Annotated in this window: 15 protein-coding genes and 1 pseudogene; 4 read left to right on the top strand and 12 right to left on the bottom strand. The window is 47.0% G+C overall.

The window, feature by feature from the left end; all coding sequences use genetic code 11:
* Positions 1 to 5: 5 nt before the first annotated feature.
* Together GMA8713_RS28185 and GMA8713_RS17865 are read right to left on the bottom strand one after the other, a co-directional pair.
* On the bottom strand, positions 6 to 338 hold the full coding sequence (locus tag GMA8713_RS28185; protein WP_232314482.1) for an ABC transporter permease: 333 nt from the start codon (positions 336 to 338) through the stop codon (positions 6 to 8).
* Entirely contained in the window at positions 323 to 1,861 is a 1,539-nt protein-coding gene (locus GMA8713_RS17865) for an ABC transporter substrate-binding protein (RefSeq protein WP_232314481.1), read from the bottom strand. The genes GMA8713_RS28185 and GMA8713_RS17865 overlap by 16 nt, the downstream gene beginning before the upstream one ends.
* 258 nt (positions 1,862 to 2,119) lie before the next feature.
* On the opposite strand from GMA8713_RS17865, the gene GMA8713_RS17860 reads away from it, so the two are divergent.
* The 4 genes from GMA8713_RS17860 (at position 2,120) to GMA8713_RS17850 (ending at position 4,805) form a co-directional block, all read left to right on the top strand.
* Complete coding sequence (locus GMA8713_RS17860; protein ID WP_232314480.1) at positions 2,120 to 2,758, top strand: DUF1028 domain-containing protein; 639 nt, start codon at positions 2,120 to 2,122, stop codon at positions 2,756 to 2,758.
* Between the two features lie 3 nt (positions 2,759 to 2,761).
* Complete coding sequence (locus tag GMA8713_RS17855; protein ID WP_232314479.1) at positions 2,762 to 3,715, top strand: hydantoinase/carbamoylase family amidase; 954 nt, start codon at positions 2,762 to 2,764, stop codon at positions 3,713 to 3,715.
* A 43-nt stretch (positions 3,716 to 3,758) separates the two neighbouring features.
* Positions 3,759 to 3,947 carry a M20/M25/M40 family metallo-hydrolase gene (locus GMA8713_RS28180; protein ID WP_232314478.1) on the top strand — a complete coding sequence of 63 codons (189 nt, stop codon included), beginning with the start codon at positions 3,759 to 3,761 and terminating at the stop codon, positions 3,945 to 3,947.
* 318 nt (positions 3,948 to 4,265) lie between these two features.
* Positions 4,266 to 4,805 (top strand): hypothetical protein, encoded by a 540-nt coding sequence (locus GMA8713_RS17850; RefSeq protein WP_062712858.1) that lies wholly within the window; start codon positions 4,266 to 4,268, stop codon positions 4,803 to 4,805.
* A gap of 86 nt (positions 4,806 to 4,891) precedes the next feature.
* Here the strand turns inward: GMA8713_RS17850 and GMA8713_RS17845 are convergent, their stop codons facing one another.
* The 10 genes and pseudogenes from GMA8713_RS17845 to GMA8713_RS17810 all read right to left on the bottom strand — a co-directional run.
* Positions 4,892 to 5,428: a DUF924 family protein gene (locus GMA8713_RS17845; RefSeq protein WP_062712806.1), complete on the bottom strand. Its 537-nt coding sequence runs from the start codon at positions 5,426 to 5,428 to the stop codon at positions 4,892 to 4,894.
* Positions 5,429 to 5,825: 397 nt separating this feature from the next.
* Positions 5,826 to 6,029, bottom strand: coding sequence for a hypothetical protein (locus GMA8713_RS17840; RefSeq protein ID WP_062665481.1), 204 nt, complete (start codon positions 6,027 to 6,029; stop codon positions 5,826 to 5,828).
* A 365-nt stretch (positions 6,030 to 6,394) separates the two neighbouring features.
* Complete coding sequence (locus GMA8713_RS28175) at positions 6,395 to 6,817, bottom strand: EamA family transporter (protein WP_232314477.1); 423 nt, start codon at positions 6,815 to 6,817, stop codon at positions 6,395 to 6,397.
* Positions 6,808 to 7,194, bottom strand: a complete 387-nt coding sequence (locus tag GMA8713_RS28170; RefSeq protein ID WP_232314476.1) for an EamA family transporter — start codon at positions 7,192 to 7,194, stop codon at positions 6,808 to 6,810. Before GMA8713_RS28170 ends, GMA8713_RS28175 begins: the two co-directional genes overlap by 10 nt.
* 266 nt (positions 7,195 to 7,460) lie before the next feature.
* Positions 7,461 to 8,918 carry an OmpA family protein gene (locus tag GMA8713_RS17830; RefSeq protein ID WP_062712803.1) on the bottom strand — a complete coding sequence of 486 codons (1,458 nt, stop codon included), beginning with the start codon at positions 8,916 to 8,918 and terminating at the stop codon, positions 7,461 to 7,463.
* Between the two features lie 13 nt (positions 8,919 to 8,931).
* Positions 8,932 to 10,248, bottom strand: coding sequence for a hypothetical protein (locus GMA8713_RS17825; protein WP_062712802.1), 1,317 nt, complete (start codon positions 10,246 to 10,248; stop codon positions 8,932 to 8,934).
* A 38-nt stretch (positions 10,249 to 10,286) separates the two neighbouring features.
* Positions 10,287 to 10,769: a hypothetical protein gene (locus tag GMA8713_RS17820; RefSeq protein ID WP_062712800.1), complete on the bottom strand. Its 483-nt coding sequence runs from the start codon at positions 10,767 to 10,769 to the stop codon at positions 10,287 to 10,289.
* Positions 10,770 to 10,773: 4 nt separating this feature from the next.
* Positions 10,774 to 11,469: a hypothetical protein gene (locus tag GMA8713_RS28165; RefSeq protein ID WP_062712799.1), complete on the bottom strand. Its 696-nt coding sequence runs from the start codon at positions 11,467 to 11,469 to the stop codon at positions 10,774 to 10,776.
* Positions 11,470 to 11,837: 368 nt separating this feature from the next.
* The gene (locus GMA8713_RS27415; RefSeq protein ID WP_157515671.1) at positions 11,838 to 12,011 is read right to left on the bottom strand and encodes a hypothetical protein; all 174 of its coding nucleotides are present in this window, start codon (positions 12,009 to 12,011) and stop codon (positions 11,838 to 11,840) included.
* A 15-nt stretch (positions 12,012 to 12,026) separates the two neighbouring features.
* Positions 12,027 to 12,233 (bottom strand): annotated as a pseudogene (locus GMA8713_RS17810) (group II intron reverse transcriptase/maturase); the annotation flags it as partial.

Below are 12,233 nucleotides of genomic sequence, written 5' to 3'. Positions count from 1 at the left end.
TGCCGTCATACTTTGATCCTCGGGCCAAGCCAACTTTGCAGCATATCGACAGCAATGTTGAAGAGCACATAGCAAGACGCAACAAACACAACCCCACCCTGCACAAGTAAAATGTCACGTTTCAGGATCGCTTCAACCAGCATTTTTCCGACACCCGGCCACTGGAAGACCATCTCGATATACACTGCACCAGAAAGCACAAACCCGGCCTGAATACCCAGAACTGGAATAATGCTGACCATGGCCGCTTTCAGTGCGTGCTTCCAAACAACCTGACGCTCATGCACAACTTTCGCACGAGCGGTACGAATATAGTCCTGTCTCAATACTTCCAGCATGGCCGGGCGATGACACCCGTTGCGACAGACGCCAAAGCGACTGATGGCATGACTAAATGCTTGAGTAAATCCGGTAAGTCTCCGCCACCATAAATCGCATACATACCTGAAACGGGTAGCCAGCGAAGATTGATGGCAAAAAGTAGGATCATCATCATGCCGAGGAAAAAGGAAGGAATGGAAATACCCAGCAACACCACCAGTGTGATGCCTTTGTCTGCCATCGAAAACTGGCGTGCAGCTTCCAACAGCTTGTCGACTTCAGGGTTTGAGTAATAACCTGAGTTGAAACCGCCTTTTTCAGGCCAAGCATCAGTGCGCAGCGCCAGGTACGGCAGAGTATCCGGGTCGTTAGTCATCCATGCCATTTCTGCCATGTCAGCTTTACCTTCAAGACCTGGGTTCACTTTGCCAAGAAAGGTATTCCACTCATAGGTTTCGATAGAGGTATCTAAGCCCACAGCTTTCAAATCTGCTTGAATAGCGGTCCCCATAGGGACAGGGTCCAACATGCCTGAACCACCTTCAGTCACATAGAACGTCAGCTTCGCACCTTCCTGACCTGCTTCTTTAATCAGCGCTTTAGCTTTTACAGGATCATAAGGATATGGCTGCAAGCTATCGTTATACGCCCAGGCAAAAGCGGGTGGTGTTGGGCCAGCAGCGACCTCAGCCGTTCCTTCCAATACGCCTTCTACCAAGGCTTTTTTATTGATCGCATAGTTCACAGCCTGACGCATTCGCTTATCCGCGAAGGGGCCTTCCTTGGCATTCAGGATAAGGAACCAAACGTGTGGGCCAGCTTGCTCCACCACTTGATAACGGTCGTTCTGGAACTCAGAAAGCGCATTTGGCGGCACTTCAACCATCATATCGATGCTACCGGCCAGCATTTCAGCCACACGGGTGTTGGCATCCGTAATTGGGCGAAATACTACTGCTTCAAGCCTAGCGTTATCAACCCAGTAATCGTCACTACGAACCACAACGACCTTGTTGTTTGACGCCCACTCAGCAAAACGGAATGGTCCGGTACCTGAAGGCTGGCGACCAAAATCTTTACCATGCTTTTTTACCGCTTCAGGGGAAACAATTAGTCCCGTCGGGTAAGCAAGGTTAGAAAGGAAAGGGGCGTAAGGGGCATTGAGGGTGAATTTCACCGTTTTCGGGTCAACGGCCTCTACGTTTTCAATCGACGAGAAGAAGAAAGAGAGCGGGAAGGGTCCTGTATTGTGATACGGATGTTTCTCATCAAGCATACGGTCAAAATTGAACTTCACTGCTTTTGAGGTCAGCGGCGTGCCATCATGGAATTTCACGCCATCACGAAGTTTGAAGACATAGGTTTTACCATCATCACTCACCGTCCAACTCTCGGCCAGCGCAGGCTCAACTTCCAGCGTCCCATCTTTATATCGCACCAACCCCTCATAGAGATTCATCAGGATGCGAAAATCATTCACAGCGGTAACTGCATGTGGGTCGAGCGACTTAGGTTCAGCAACCTGCCCGACGATCAGCACGTTAGGTGGTGTTTGTGCTAATGCGGATAAAGGAACTATCGCACATACCGCAAGAAGCGCGGTTTGGCTGAACTCCGCAGCGTTTTCATGAAATCACTTCTCATTTGTTTCATGGGGAAACTCCTTCCCAGTTTGTGGATGTGAAGTTAATCGTTGGTTAACTTTTACTCACATTTATCATGATAAATTAACACCAATGAGTGTCGGAGTCACACTTCGATCACTGGCTCAGGAGCGAGACCTATAACTTATTCAATATTGGCACGAGATCAGGAATCCGGCGCGATTGGCGCTGCGGCAGCCACTGGGGCACTCTGCGTAGGTGGCTGGGTGATCAGGGGGGATTTACGCGCGGGCATGTCCGCTTCTCAGGGCGCTAAGCCCAGCACTCTGTGGGGACAGGACGTATTGTCTCTGATGGCAGCAGGATCCAGTGCGCCTTCTGCAGTCAATGCGATCACCAGTGTTGATGCAGGTGCTGCTTACCGGCAACTCGCTGCATTGGATCTTCAAGGAAACGGCGCGGTTCATACCGGTAGTCAGAACGGACTGGCTCATGGAAGTTTGATAGAAAACGGTATTGTGGTGTGCGGAAATTTGCTTTCAGATACCAAGGTGCTAGAAGCCATGGCTTTGGCCTTCAAAAACAACAAGATGACTTTTGAAGAAAAATTAATCTCAGCACTCTTTGAAGCAGAGCGAGCGGGTGGAGACCATCGTGGCTTGTTATCCGCCGCTCTACTTGTATACAGACCCGACTCCCCACCTGTCACTCTGCGTATCGATTACCACGACTCACCGCTACTTGCCCTGCGTACCTTGTACGAGAAGCATTGCGATCCCGACTACCAGGCATGGAGGGAAACCTTGCCGACATCAGAACACCCGGAGCGTTAACCAATGACTCACCTTTTAGGCCAAAGAGCCCAAGAATACTTAAAACAACTTGCCGAATGCTCGGCATCAGAGACTGGTGTTACCCGGTTTCCATTTACACTGGAATACAAACGTGCCAATGCTCTACTGACTACCTGGATGGAAGAAGCTCGTCTCAGTGTTCGCATCGACGCCACCGGCACATTGATCGGCCGATATGATGCAGGTAATAACACAAAGACCCTGTTAATGGGCAGCCATCAGGACAGCGTTAAGCAAGGCGGTGCCTATGACGGGATCATGGGAATTGTGCTACCTATCATTGCCTTAGACTATTTGAACCGACAGGGAGTAAAGCTCCCGTTCTCAGTTGAGGTGCTGGCGTTTGCTGATGAGGAAGGCGTGCGTTTTCCTACTGCGTTGGTTGGTCCACGCGCTCTGGCTGGAACCCTTGATGAAAGCGTCGTCGACAGAAAAGATAAAGATGGCATCACCCTGCGCTCAGCACTTTCAAACTTTGGTCTTCAGCCGGAGAACATTGGTCAGTTAAAACGCAATCCTGACGATATTCTCGGTTTTATCGAAACCCATATTGAGCTAGGCCCTGTACTCGAACATGAAGGCCTGCCTCTTGGTGTCGTTTCTGCGATAAGTGGCATTGAAAGGCATCAACTGACTTTCACAGGTCAAGCAGCCCACGCAGGAACTGTGCCTATGCACCTTCGCAAAGATGCGCTTGCAGCCGCCGCTACGGTAACCATAGAGCCGGAAAAGCTTGCGATTAAACTTTCGGAGCTGCTCGCCACTGAAGGACAACTGGATGTTAGGCCCAATGTTCCCAATGCCGTACCCGGGCAAGTTTCGATGATGATTGAGCTTCGCTCTCCAAATGATGAAGTGCGGGAAAAGCAGGCGATATCCTCAGGCTTTTGCCAAGGAAACCGCTCAACTTCGTGGGCTTGGCTGCGAAATCAATAGAACCTACAGCCAAGCTGCCACCCAGTGTGACCCCTCCCTGCAGTTGGCGATCGCTCGAGCGATCGTTGCTTCCAATAACCGGGTCCACCAGCTTCCTTCTGGCGCAACGCATGATGCTTCCGCGATGGCTGATCTCACCCGCGTGGCCATGCTTTTTGTTCGCTGCAAGAAAGGAATCAGCCACAATCCGGCCGAATACGCGAGTGACGAAGATATGGGTTTGGCGATCTAGGCCTTAATTGCGCTACTGAACGATTTACAGTGTTAACTCAATAATCCAGAGAGCAGATCAATCACGCAATCTAGAAGTCTTTAAACAGATGTTCCGGAAGCAACTCCACTTCGCTTCCGGACACCAGTTCCGTTCGATACAACCATTCAGGCGCTCGCCTTAACCATCACCATTGCCTATTTACAAAGAAGTTTAGAAATGACGGAGTCCATAAACTGATCCTATAGGTATCAAAATATGCGACTTATCAATCTTAAATTGAGCCTTGTTTGGTTGTTATTAGAATGGCGCAATTCTTTTAATCTGGGGCAAACAGAGATGAAACTTAAAACCATTCTGCTGACCGGCGCCGTGGCGATTGGTCTTTCTGGCTGCGTAATTCCAACAGACAGAACTTATTACAAACCAGAGGACAGTTTTGGCGAGGCTGTTGCTTCGCAAAGTTGTGGATACCTGCGCACAAACCAGGATGCGCTAAAGCAGTCTTTCGATGACTACAGTGTAAAAGTCAAAGCCAGTCAGGATGGCAGAAATGGCGTGACCATCAGCGTTTCTGCCTTTGTTGATAGACCGTTTATCGACATCAATGACATCTTCTTTGACACCACTAAAGTGCACCTTATCCAGCCTGAAAATCGTGAAAAGCTGAAGACTAAAGACGCCTTCCGACATCAATCTGACGGCGGCATCTGGCTATCACGAACCTTTTTGCTGCCTAATGCTCCCTTCGAGCAAGTCATAGAACTTGAGTTGGCCCCTGGCGCGATAACGATAAAAGCCAGCCCTTCAGAACGTATGGTGTTCAAGTTTTCACTAACAACAACCTTTGACGTCTTGTATTTTTCGATAAACTGCTGAAATAAGTCTTGGAGGGCTCTGCAACACAGTCGTCCTTTCATCCCAAACGACCTGAAGATCCATGATTCAGGTTGTTTAGGGATAGATCAGAAACTCGAACCCGGCTGTTTCAGAAACTCAATTTCCTCCGGAGTGCTCTCCCTACCCAAAATCTCATTCCGGTGCGGATAACGCCCAAAACGATCAATGATTTCTTTGTGCCGGACTTCAAACTCATAGTTGTTTTCCAGTCCCTGCTGGTCAAACAAACGCAGCGCTTCTTCGTGCACAATCTTTGATTCACTGTGCATGTAAGGCATATACAGGAAGCTGCGCTGGATTGGCGGCAGTTCCCTGTCAGCTCCCAAAAAAACCGCTTCCTGAGCAAGCGCTAAAGCAAGGGTATCTTGGGCAAAAGCACGCCATGTATCTCGATAGACATTTCGGGAAAACTGATCGAGTAAGATGATTTCCGCCAATCTTCCTTCTGGCTCTCTACGCCAATTAAAACACTCGGACACAGAAGCTTGATTAAGTAACTCCCCAAAGCGTGATTCAATAGTACGATCCAACTGCTCATCTTTAACAAAATATTGCTTTGGCGTCAGTTCCTCAAACCAAAATGTCAGCACGTCCCTATACATCGGCCTTTCTCCCCGCTTAAAAAACTTCTGTGATTTATCGCTTGATAGGTTATACCGCACAATATTTAGTATAACTGTCTCGCCACTCAGATAATTTGACGTTTAGTCCCAACACCAACTTTAAATGCAAGTATGCGGAATGAAAACGATTCTTCCAAACCAAATAACGAGCCTGATGTTAAAGGGGAAAGCGTAAACGTACCTATGCGGTTTATTAGCACTTACCTATGCCTATATTCGAGATATCACCCAGTGAAATGTTTGACGTTATAGGAAGTGGAAAGCCATAGTATCGAAGAAATGACGCAGAAGAAAAGTTTAAGCCCGAATCCTGCCGGGCTTACCACCGACGCAAACACACAGTTGCGGATGTCTGCATCCGTTGCGGAATATCAGATTACTGGTGCTGTTTGAAGAAGCGCTCAGCGTTAGCAAACAGTTTTTCGCACAATTTTTTTTGCTTGTCATATTCTTCAGAGCCCGCAGTCATTGCTTCCAGCACGGCTTTTTCTTTGTGGTATTCACTTACCATCTGTTCAAATCTGGCTTCATGGCCGTTTTTCCAAGCCTGTTTCTGAAGGTTTGCTCTTTTCTTTCTCATTGCTAGGTTCCTTTTTTGAAATCCCTGAAACATCTATGTCTCAGCGTGGGATATTCACTTTGAACGTCGGAAGATAGACTCGCAGAGTAAAGCTACTAAATGGGCGATTAAGAAGAAGAATTCACTGAAGACGAAATGAATCGAATGGAGACTGAGAAAATACTTGAACTAAATTTTTCATTTATAGCTCTGACTCCAGAGCTCGCCAGACTATACAGGTTGCTGAGCGAATAGATAGGTATTTCTTTGTTTTATTTATATAAGTTATGAATATCATAAGGTTAATACTTTCCACCCAACTAAGATTAGACAGGCGTTCAATGTTACCTTGTACAAGTTTTAGTCAGCCACTGGGACGATAACGCTTAAACCGCCTCATATTTTCTGCTTACCTCTTTGAGCATCATAAGTAAGTTACCAAACAACATGATTAACGCACCCACCATGCCTATCGCTGGTAATCTCAGGAAATCCAGAATCACCACCGTGCTAACCTCCGCGTATTGCATCGCTTTTGTCATGCAGAAATGCGCGCTCAGCGCGGTTAATCCAACAATCATTAACCAAATCCATTGCATCCCAGCTGGTGTGGACCAATCGCTCAAAGCAAACACAAAACCTATAGGCAGCTGAATGAGGCACATAAAAAATAGTATGGTCAGCGGGCTTTCAGTGTTTGAAAGTGATTTGGTCAAAGCATGTGATATGGAATAACAAAAAGCAGCGGCCAGGACAATCAATGAGTACCAGTTCAAAACCTCCACGCTAGGCTTCAATATCACCAACACACCAACACACCAACAAGCCCCAAACCAATGGCTGCTAGTTTACGCATAGTGATGGCTTCACCTAAAAATAGCCACGCAATGATTGCTGTCCAGAGAGGAACGGTAAACTCCAACGCAAACACTTCGGCGAGGGGCAAGACTGTAATTCCCAGCAACCAACCATATTGCCCAGCAAAGTGAAAGGTATTTCTTAGTCCATGTAAGCCAAGACGTTTGGAGGAAAAGCCGCTGTAGTTTTTCGTCACGAGTAGAATGAAGGAGATAACCAAAAGGCCCAATGCGCTCCTGAACAGCATCACTTGTGACGTATGGATTTCTCCACTCAACTCTCTTGCTCCCACAGCCATTAAGCAAAAAGATAAGAGCGTCCCTGACATCCATAAAATTGCTTTAACGATAACGGTAAACTCCACGTGCTGATTGGTGCTTTTGATTAGGGTGGCTGGCAATCGCTTAGAATACTCATTTTACTCCGAGAGTTGCTGCCTTGGGAGCTATTGAGATTTGTAGCACTAAACTATAACAATATGTTTTATTGCGATTTGGCGAATGCCTGAGTTTTGTGATCGTCCATTTCATTCGCAAAGAAACCATTCGAATTAGCGGGCGTTTGTATCCCGCCAACTCGAACATTGGGGGCGAGCTATTTCGTATCGGATCTTAATACCAATTCAACCCGACGATTTTGCTTCTGGCCATCTTCATTGAGGTTATTGGCAACAGGAGCATACTCACCTACCCCTTTCGCTACCAACTGTCTTTTTGGGATCTGATATTCGCTGGTCAGCGCTTTCACCACTGATTTTGCCCGCTTGTCTGCGAGCTTTTGGTTGTAGGATTCACTACCTTTGTCATCGGTATGACCTACCACATAAAATATCCAGTCCGGATGTGCTTTCAGATAGGTCGCCAGTGTATTAATCACCTCTTTCGACTCTGGTAACATCTGATCGCTGTCGAACTCAAACAGCAAACCATCCAACGCCACATGCCCCGTCTGTGCAATCTTGTCTGTTAATCCTTCGAGGTCGATAACTAAACGGTCATCTTTAAGTTCAGTTTCCTCGATAACTCTCAATTCTCCCCAAAGGCCACCGGAAAAACCGATCACGTAGACCATTGCATAAACATTGCCTTCCGGACGTTCAAGCTTGTACAAGCCGTAAAATTGGTTTTCTTCAAAACCAAGATGAACAAGCGTGTTCAATTCCTCATGAAGCTTGTCTTCGTCACCACACTCCTTCCCCTCACAACGAAATTGAGAAACAAAACCCAGTTTGCTTAACGCTGATTGGTAGTTGGTAAACACTTCGTATTCTGAATACTGCCTTGGCAGTTTGTACCCAATATCTGTGATTTTTCCATCTAAGGCTACAATCTGGTGCTCTCGCTTTTCTGTGACTGCCGTTAGCACTTTACTTCTCCCAAATCCAAGCTGGGTATACTCGACGATCCAGGCACCCGGAAGTCTCTGCACCATTGGGTGATCTTTGCTACCTTGTCTGTCTTTACCGGATTTATCCTCAAAGGTCAGCACTTCTGCGGGCGCACTCAGATAGGCCCTATCCACCGATATCAAATCGAGTGGCTCTTCAATCACTTCAAGCACATCGACTTGCAAACTGGTATGCTGCTTTTGCGTTGCACTGAGCACAGAGAGGTATATCGGTTTGGTGTCATCGTTCAACTTTGCCACCAGAAAAGCAGGGGCTGTCTTGGAAATGGTGTCGTTTGGCTCTAACAACTGATACAGATTCTTTACCCTGCCACAGGCTTTTTCTTCACACTCAAACAGGATTTCTCCGCCCAACGCTTCAATTTGTGCTTTATAGTTATTTTTCAGGTGGAAAGGCTCATGCTTGGGCTGAAGCGTGTAGCCCAACCGGGTCAACCGTCCACCTTGCTTCTGCACAATGAGCTTTCCCTTTTCAAGCGCGATAACCAGAGGAAACTTGGTGTAATGTTGAACTGTTCTTTCTTTAAGTTCACTTTCCGGCGGCGCACTAAACAGCTCTCCAGCCGATGCAGTGGTTACCAGCAATGTCGTAAACGCAAAACCTAATGCGAATTTTATTTTTCCTTTCCCTAGCCACAACTTCATTGCTTATCCCTCTTCAAAACACACTGTCTTTACGACAGTCGGTAACCACGACTTTGGACGATTTCACGTCTTCATAGGTCAAATTGGGTGCATCATCCCCAGCAAACTTGGCGATAACTGCACCCGACCCCAGAAGAGGTGCCAATTGGCCGCAATCACCAGGCTGTTCAATCACTATGTAGTCCATACCTGATTGAGTTAGCGAACCCCAGTCTCCAGAGTTCACGTTTGAAAACACGGCAGTCGCCGAAACATTGGAAAGATCGCCGAAGCTATGGATGGTGCTGCGATCGATCAGAATTTGAGAAAGAGACTCAGCACTGTTAAGTGGCGAGAGGGACTCAATCTCCCCACCACTGAACATGACATCGTTAAGGTATGGGAACTGCGCCAAATCATTAAGATGGATCTTAGCGGCTTTTGGCAGTTCACAAATGACAGTAGACAGATCATTGACGCGCTCAGCCTGATCCATATCCGCGGACTGTTTGAGGCACTTTTCGATTTGAGGATCGGCGAAAGTCAGTTCACTGATCAGTGGCGACGGTATCTCCTCATACTCATCTTGGAAATGACCGTCTTCTAAAAAGTCGTCTTCAGGATAGCTGTCAGCATTCGCCAAATATTCACCAGCAAACTCATCATCAAGCATTTCAGGCGGTAAATCGAAATCTGGGTCTTCAGCAAGAATGGCCTGCCCAACCAGCGCCTTAACAATGGCACCCTCCACCTCACTGAGTTGCTCCAAAACCGATGCAGCATCACCAACCACACAAAGATTGTGACTCATCATAAAAGTGCTCGGTATCCCCGACACCATCATGCCATTCATACTCAGTGCCATCATCACTTCGGATGCTGCAATCTCTGTATTGGCAGCAGCCTTTAAGGATGGGAGGGCGTCGGCAAAGGCATTTAGCTCAGCGACACTCTCTCTGTATTTAGACAAAAAATCTGGTCTGTAACACGTCGAACTCTTATCAATCTCGTCAAGAAACACTTTATATTCATTGATATAGTTATTCCCTAAAGAAGCGTTACTCCTTGCCAGCGAAACCAGTCGATTAAAGTCACCACTACGAACAGCGGCCATTGGGCTTTCTGTCTTTTCAAGAACATCGGACATGGCACTGACAGCGTCTTGATAATCACGGCCGTTCTTTTGGCTTTTCTCAATCAAAGGCGCTGTCTTCTTTTGTAATTCCTCCACCAATTGAATGTTGTGCTCAATTTGCTCGTAAGCCATCGATGGAAAAGACAGCATTGAGACAAGCAAAAGAGTCACCAACTGGTTGGCTTTAATAAATGCATGACGCTGGGAATTCAACATACTCATTTCCTTTCTAACCGCTCGCACAAAACAAGCATTCACTGTCCATCAACCACAAAAGGCTTGTTGCACATTTCAGCTATCTTCTTACCTTCTGCAATCAACTTGGCTTGACCTCCTGACATGAGCTTCACCCTTTCTCCGGTATCAAAAAGCATGACCAGCTCATGCAGTTTTCCACCGTGACTGTCACGGGAGCGAAGACTTCTTGCCACAGAAAATCCGCTGATAGTGTGAAGGTTTGCCTTTAGTCGATAGACGGGATAAAGGCTGGTAATTTGCCGGGTCAAGGTTTCTCTTCGACGATCTATTTGTATATGGTGGTCAAGAAACATCATGTGCCAGGCAAAGCCAGACCACATTGCCCATGTGAGTATTGATTGCAGCGAATCCACGGTGCGATACCAAATCAAAAGCCCTGCCATCACAAAGAACAGAACACCGAAAAACCTCAGCAAACCACCACCACCCAGATGAAGTTTTCGAACGTTGTTTGTTGTCTCATGAGTTGCATTCACCATGGCTTCACCACTGAATCCAATTGAACACAAACAGCAACGCGCCAAGGGTTAATGTGAATGGGAACACCCAAAGCAATCGCCATATCGAGCCCTGAACCTGATACTCAGCCCCTTCTACCCTCAATGGTTTGACGTGTCGAAGTTTGCCCGATGAAGTTATTTCCAATGACCGACTTTCAGGCCAAGCAGTCACATTATCGATAGCCTCTATACCTGTTTGGTTGGAAAGGAATAACGCCATTTCCGCCGTTTGTTCGAACTTGCCAATGCTGTTTCTCGTTAAAGACTTTCCACCGTCATTCAACTGCAGCCAGCAACCCGAACCGTGTTCAATAATCGGCTGCACAGTGACATTGCAATCACTGATGGGCCAGGAGGCTTTTTCAGGCGGCGTTTTCCCCCACCCCCGAAGATGAGAGACGCGATCTCTGCTGAAAACAAAACGTTCAGTACGACGCATCAGAATGAGAGAAATAAGCAAAAGAACGGCTGCCACAATAAGAAAGAAGTGCATCTGATTATCACTTTCCATCCAGGAGACAAATGCCATGACGATTGATGCACTCATCGGCACAAGCGCAATGAAACCAAATACCTTCCAGATTTTCTGATGCATCCCAATCAGATAGTAGTTTCCATTGAGATCTTGTTTGAGGTGATAGCGGGCGCCCCAGTAAAGTTCGCTGTGTTGCGTTTCCATCCACGCTCCCGCGGCGGGTGAGTCAAGACAAAACGATAGTCTTCTCATCAGTATACGTCGATAGGCCCAATGTTTTATTCATTAGACTCACCACTCATTAAGAAAGGTAAAAAGCCCCTAGCGCTTCACGCTTCCAGACTGCCAAAAACCAAGCTTTCAGGCTTTTCGATAAAGATGTTGGTAGGATCGGCACTTTTAGAATGATCTAGCTGGGTGCCGACAACAAAAGCAGTTCTTTAAAATTATAAAACGTACCACCAATGGCGATAGCTAATAATACCCCTGAACATAATCCTTGGAGCCAGAGAGAGTTAAATACTTTTGAGCACCATTTAACGCACAAGATGTAAAGAGAGAGAATACTTACATCAAGCAGCACCCAGACAGTAGAAAGCGTTATAACGCTGCCCTACTCGTGTCAGGGCGATCTGTTCTGGCACGTTTCTGTCGGGTGGACGACACTTGTTGCCAAGTGCCGTCTCCCTAAGAACCGTACGTGCAACTTTCACTGCATACGGCTCAAGCCTCCACAAAGGCATCATTTGATACCCAGCAACTTATAACGCAGCCAGAGCAGGATCGTTCCAAGTGTTGCGAACTAGCCTTTTGGACTTTCTCTTTGCCAAGTATTCTTGGTATTCAGGGTCAAAAGGTGTTGCTGCACTTCGGATTTTTACATGTCTCTCGATAGGCACTTTGGCTATTTGGAAGAGATTGAACTGGCAATCCATACCTGAGATCTTCTGCCAACCGTGAAATTGCCA

The sequence above is a fragment of the Grimontia marina genome, from assembly GCF_900060185.1.
GTDB classification, from domain to species: Bacteria; Pseudomonadota; Gammaproteobacteria; order Enterobacterales; family Vibrionaceae; genus Enterovibrio; species Enterovibrio marinus.
Note: the sequence above shows the minus strand (reverse complement) of the source record. Positions and strands in the feature narration are given on the sequence as shown.

Excerpts from the sequence above, each read along its gene's own strand:
- GMA8713_RS17855 (WP_232314479.1), top strand. The coding sequence starts at position 2,762 with ATGACTCACCTTTTAGGCCAAAGAGCCCAAGAATACTTAAAACAACTT.
- GMA8713_RS17825 (WP_062712802.1), bottom strand. The coding sequence starts at position 10,248 with ATGTTGAATTCCCAGCGTCATGCATTTATTAAAGCCAACCAGTTGGTG.
- GMA8713_RS27415 (WP_157515671.1), bottom strand. The coding sequence starts at position 12,011 with ATGATGCCTTTGTGGAGGCTTGAGCCGTATGCAGTGAAAGTTGCACGT.
- GMA8713_RS17830 (WP_062712803.1), bottom strand. The coding sequence starts at position 8,918 with ATGAAGTTGTGGCTAGGGAAAGGAAAAATAAAATTCGCATTAGGTTTT.
- GMA8713_RS28165 (WP_062712799.1), bottom strand. The coding sequence starts at position 11,469 with ATGGAAACGCAACACAGCGAACTTTACTGGGGCGCCCGCTATCACCTC.
- GMA8713_RS17845 (WP_062712806.1), bottom strand. The coding sequence starts at position 5,428 with ATGTATAGGGACGTGCTGACATTTTGGTTTGAGGAACTGACGCCAAAG.
- GMA8713_RS17850 (WP_062712858.1), top strand. The coding sequence starts at position 4,266 with ATGAAACTTAAAACCATTCTGCTGACCGGCGCCGTGGCGATTGGTCTT.
- GMA8713_RS28170 (WP_232314476.1), bottom strand. The coding sequence starts at position 7,194 with ATGTCAGGGACGCTCTTATCTTTTTGCTTAATGGCTGTGGGAGCAAGA.
- GMA8713_RS17840 (WP_062665481.1), bottom strand. The coding sequence starts at position 6,029 with ATGAGAAAGAAAAGAGCAAACCTTCAGAAACAGGCTTGGAAAAACGGC.
- GMA8713_RS17820 (WP_062712800.1), bottom strand. The coding sequence starts at position 10,769 with ATGGTGAATGCAACTCATGAGACAACAAACAACGTTCGAAAACTTCAT.
- GMA8713_RS28185 (WP_232314482.1), bottom strand. The coding sequence starts at position 338 with ATGCTGGAAGTATTGAGACAGGACTATATTCGTACCGCTCGTGCGAAA.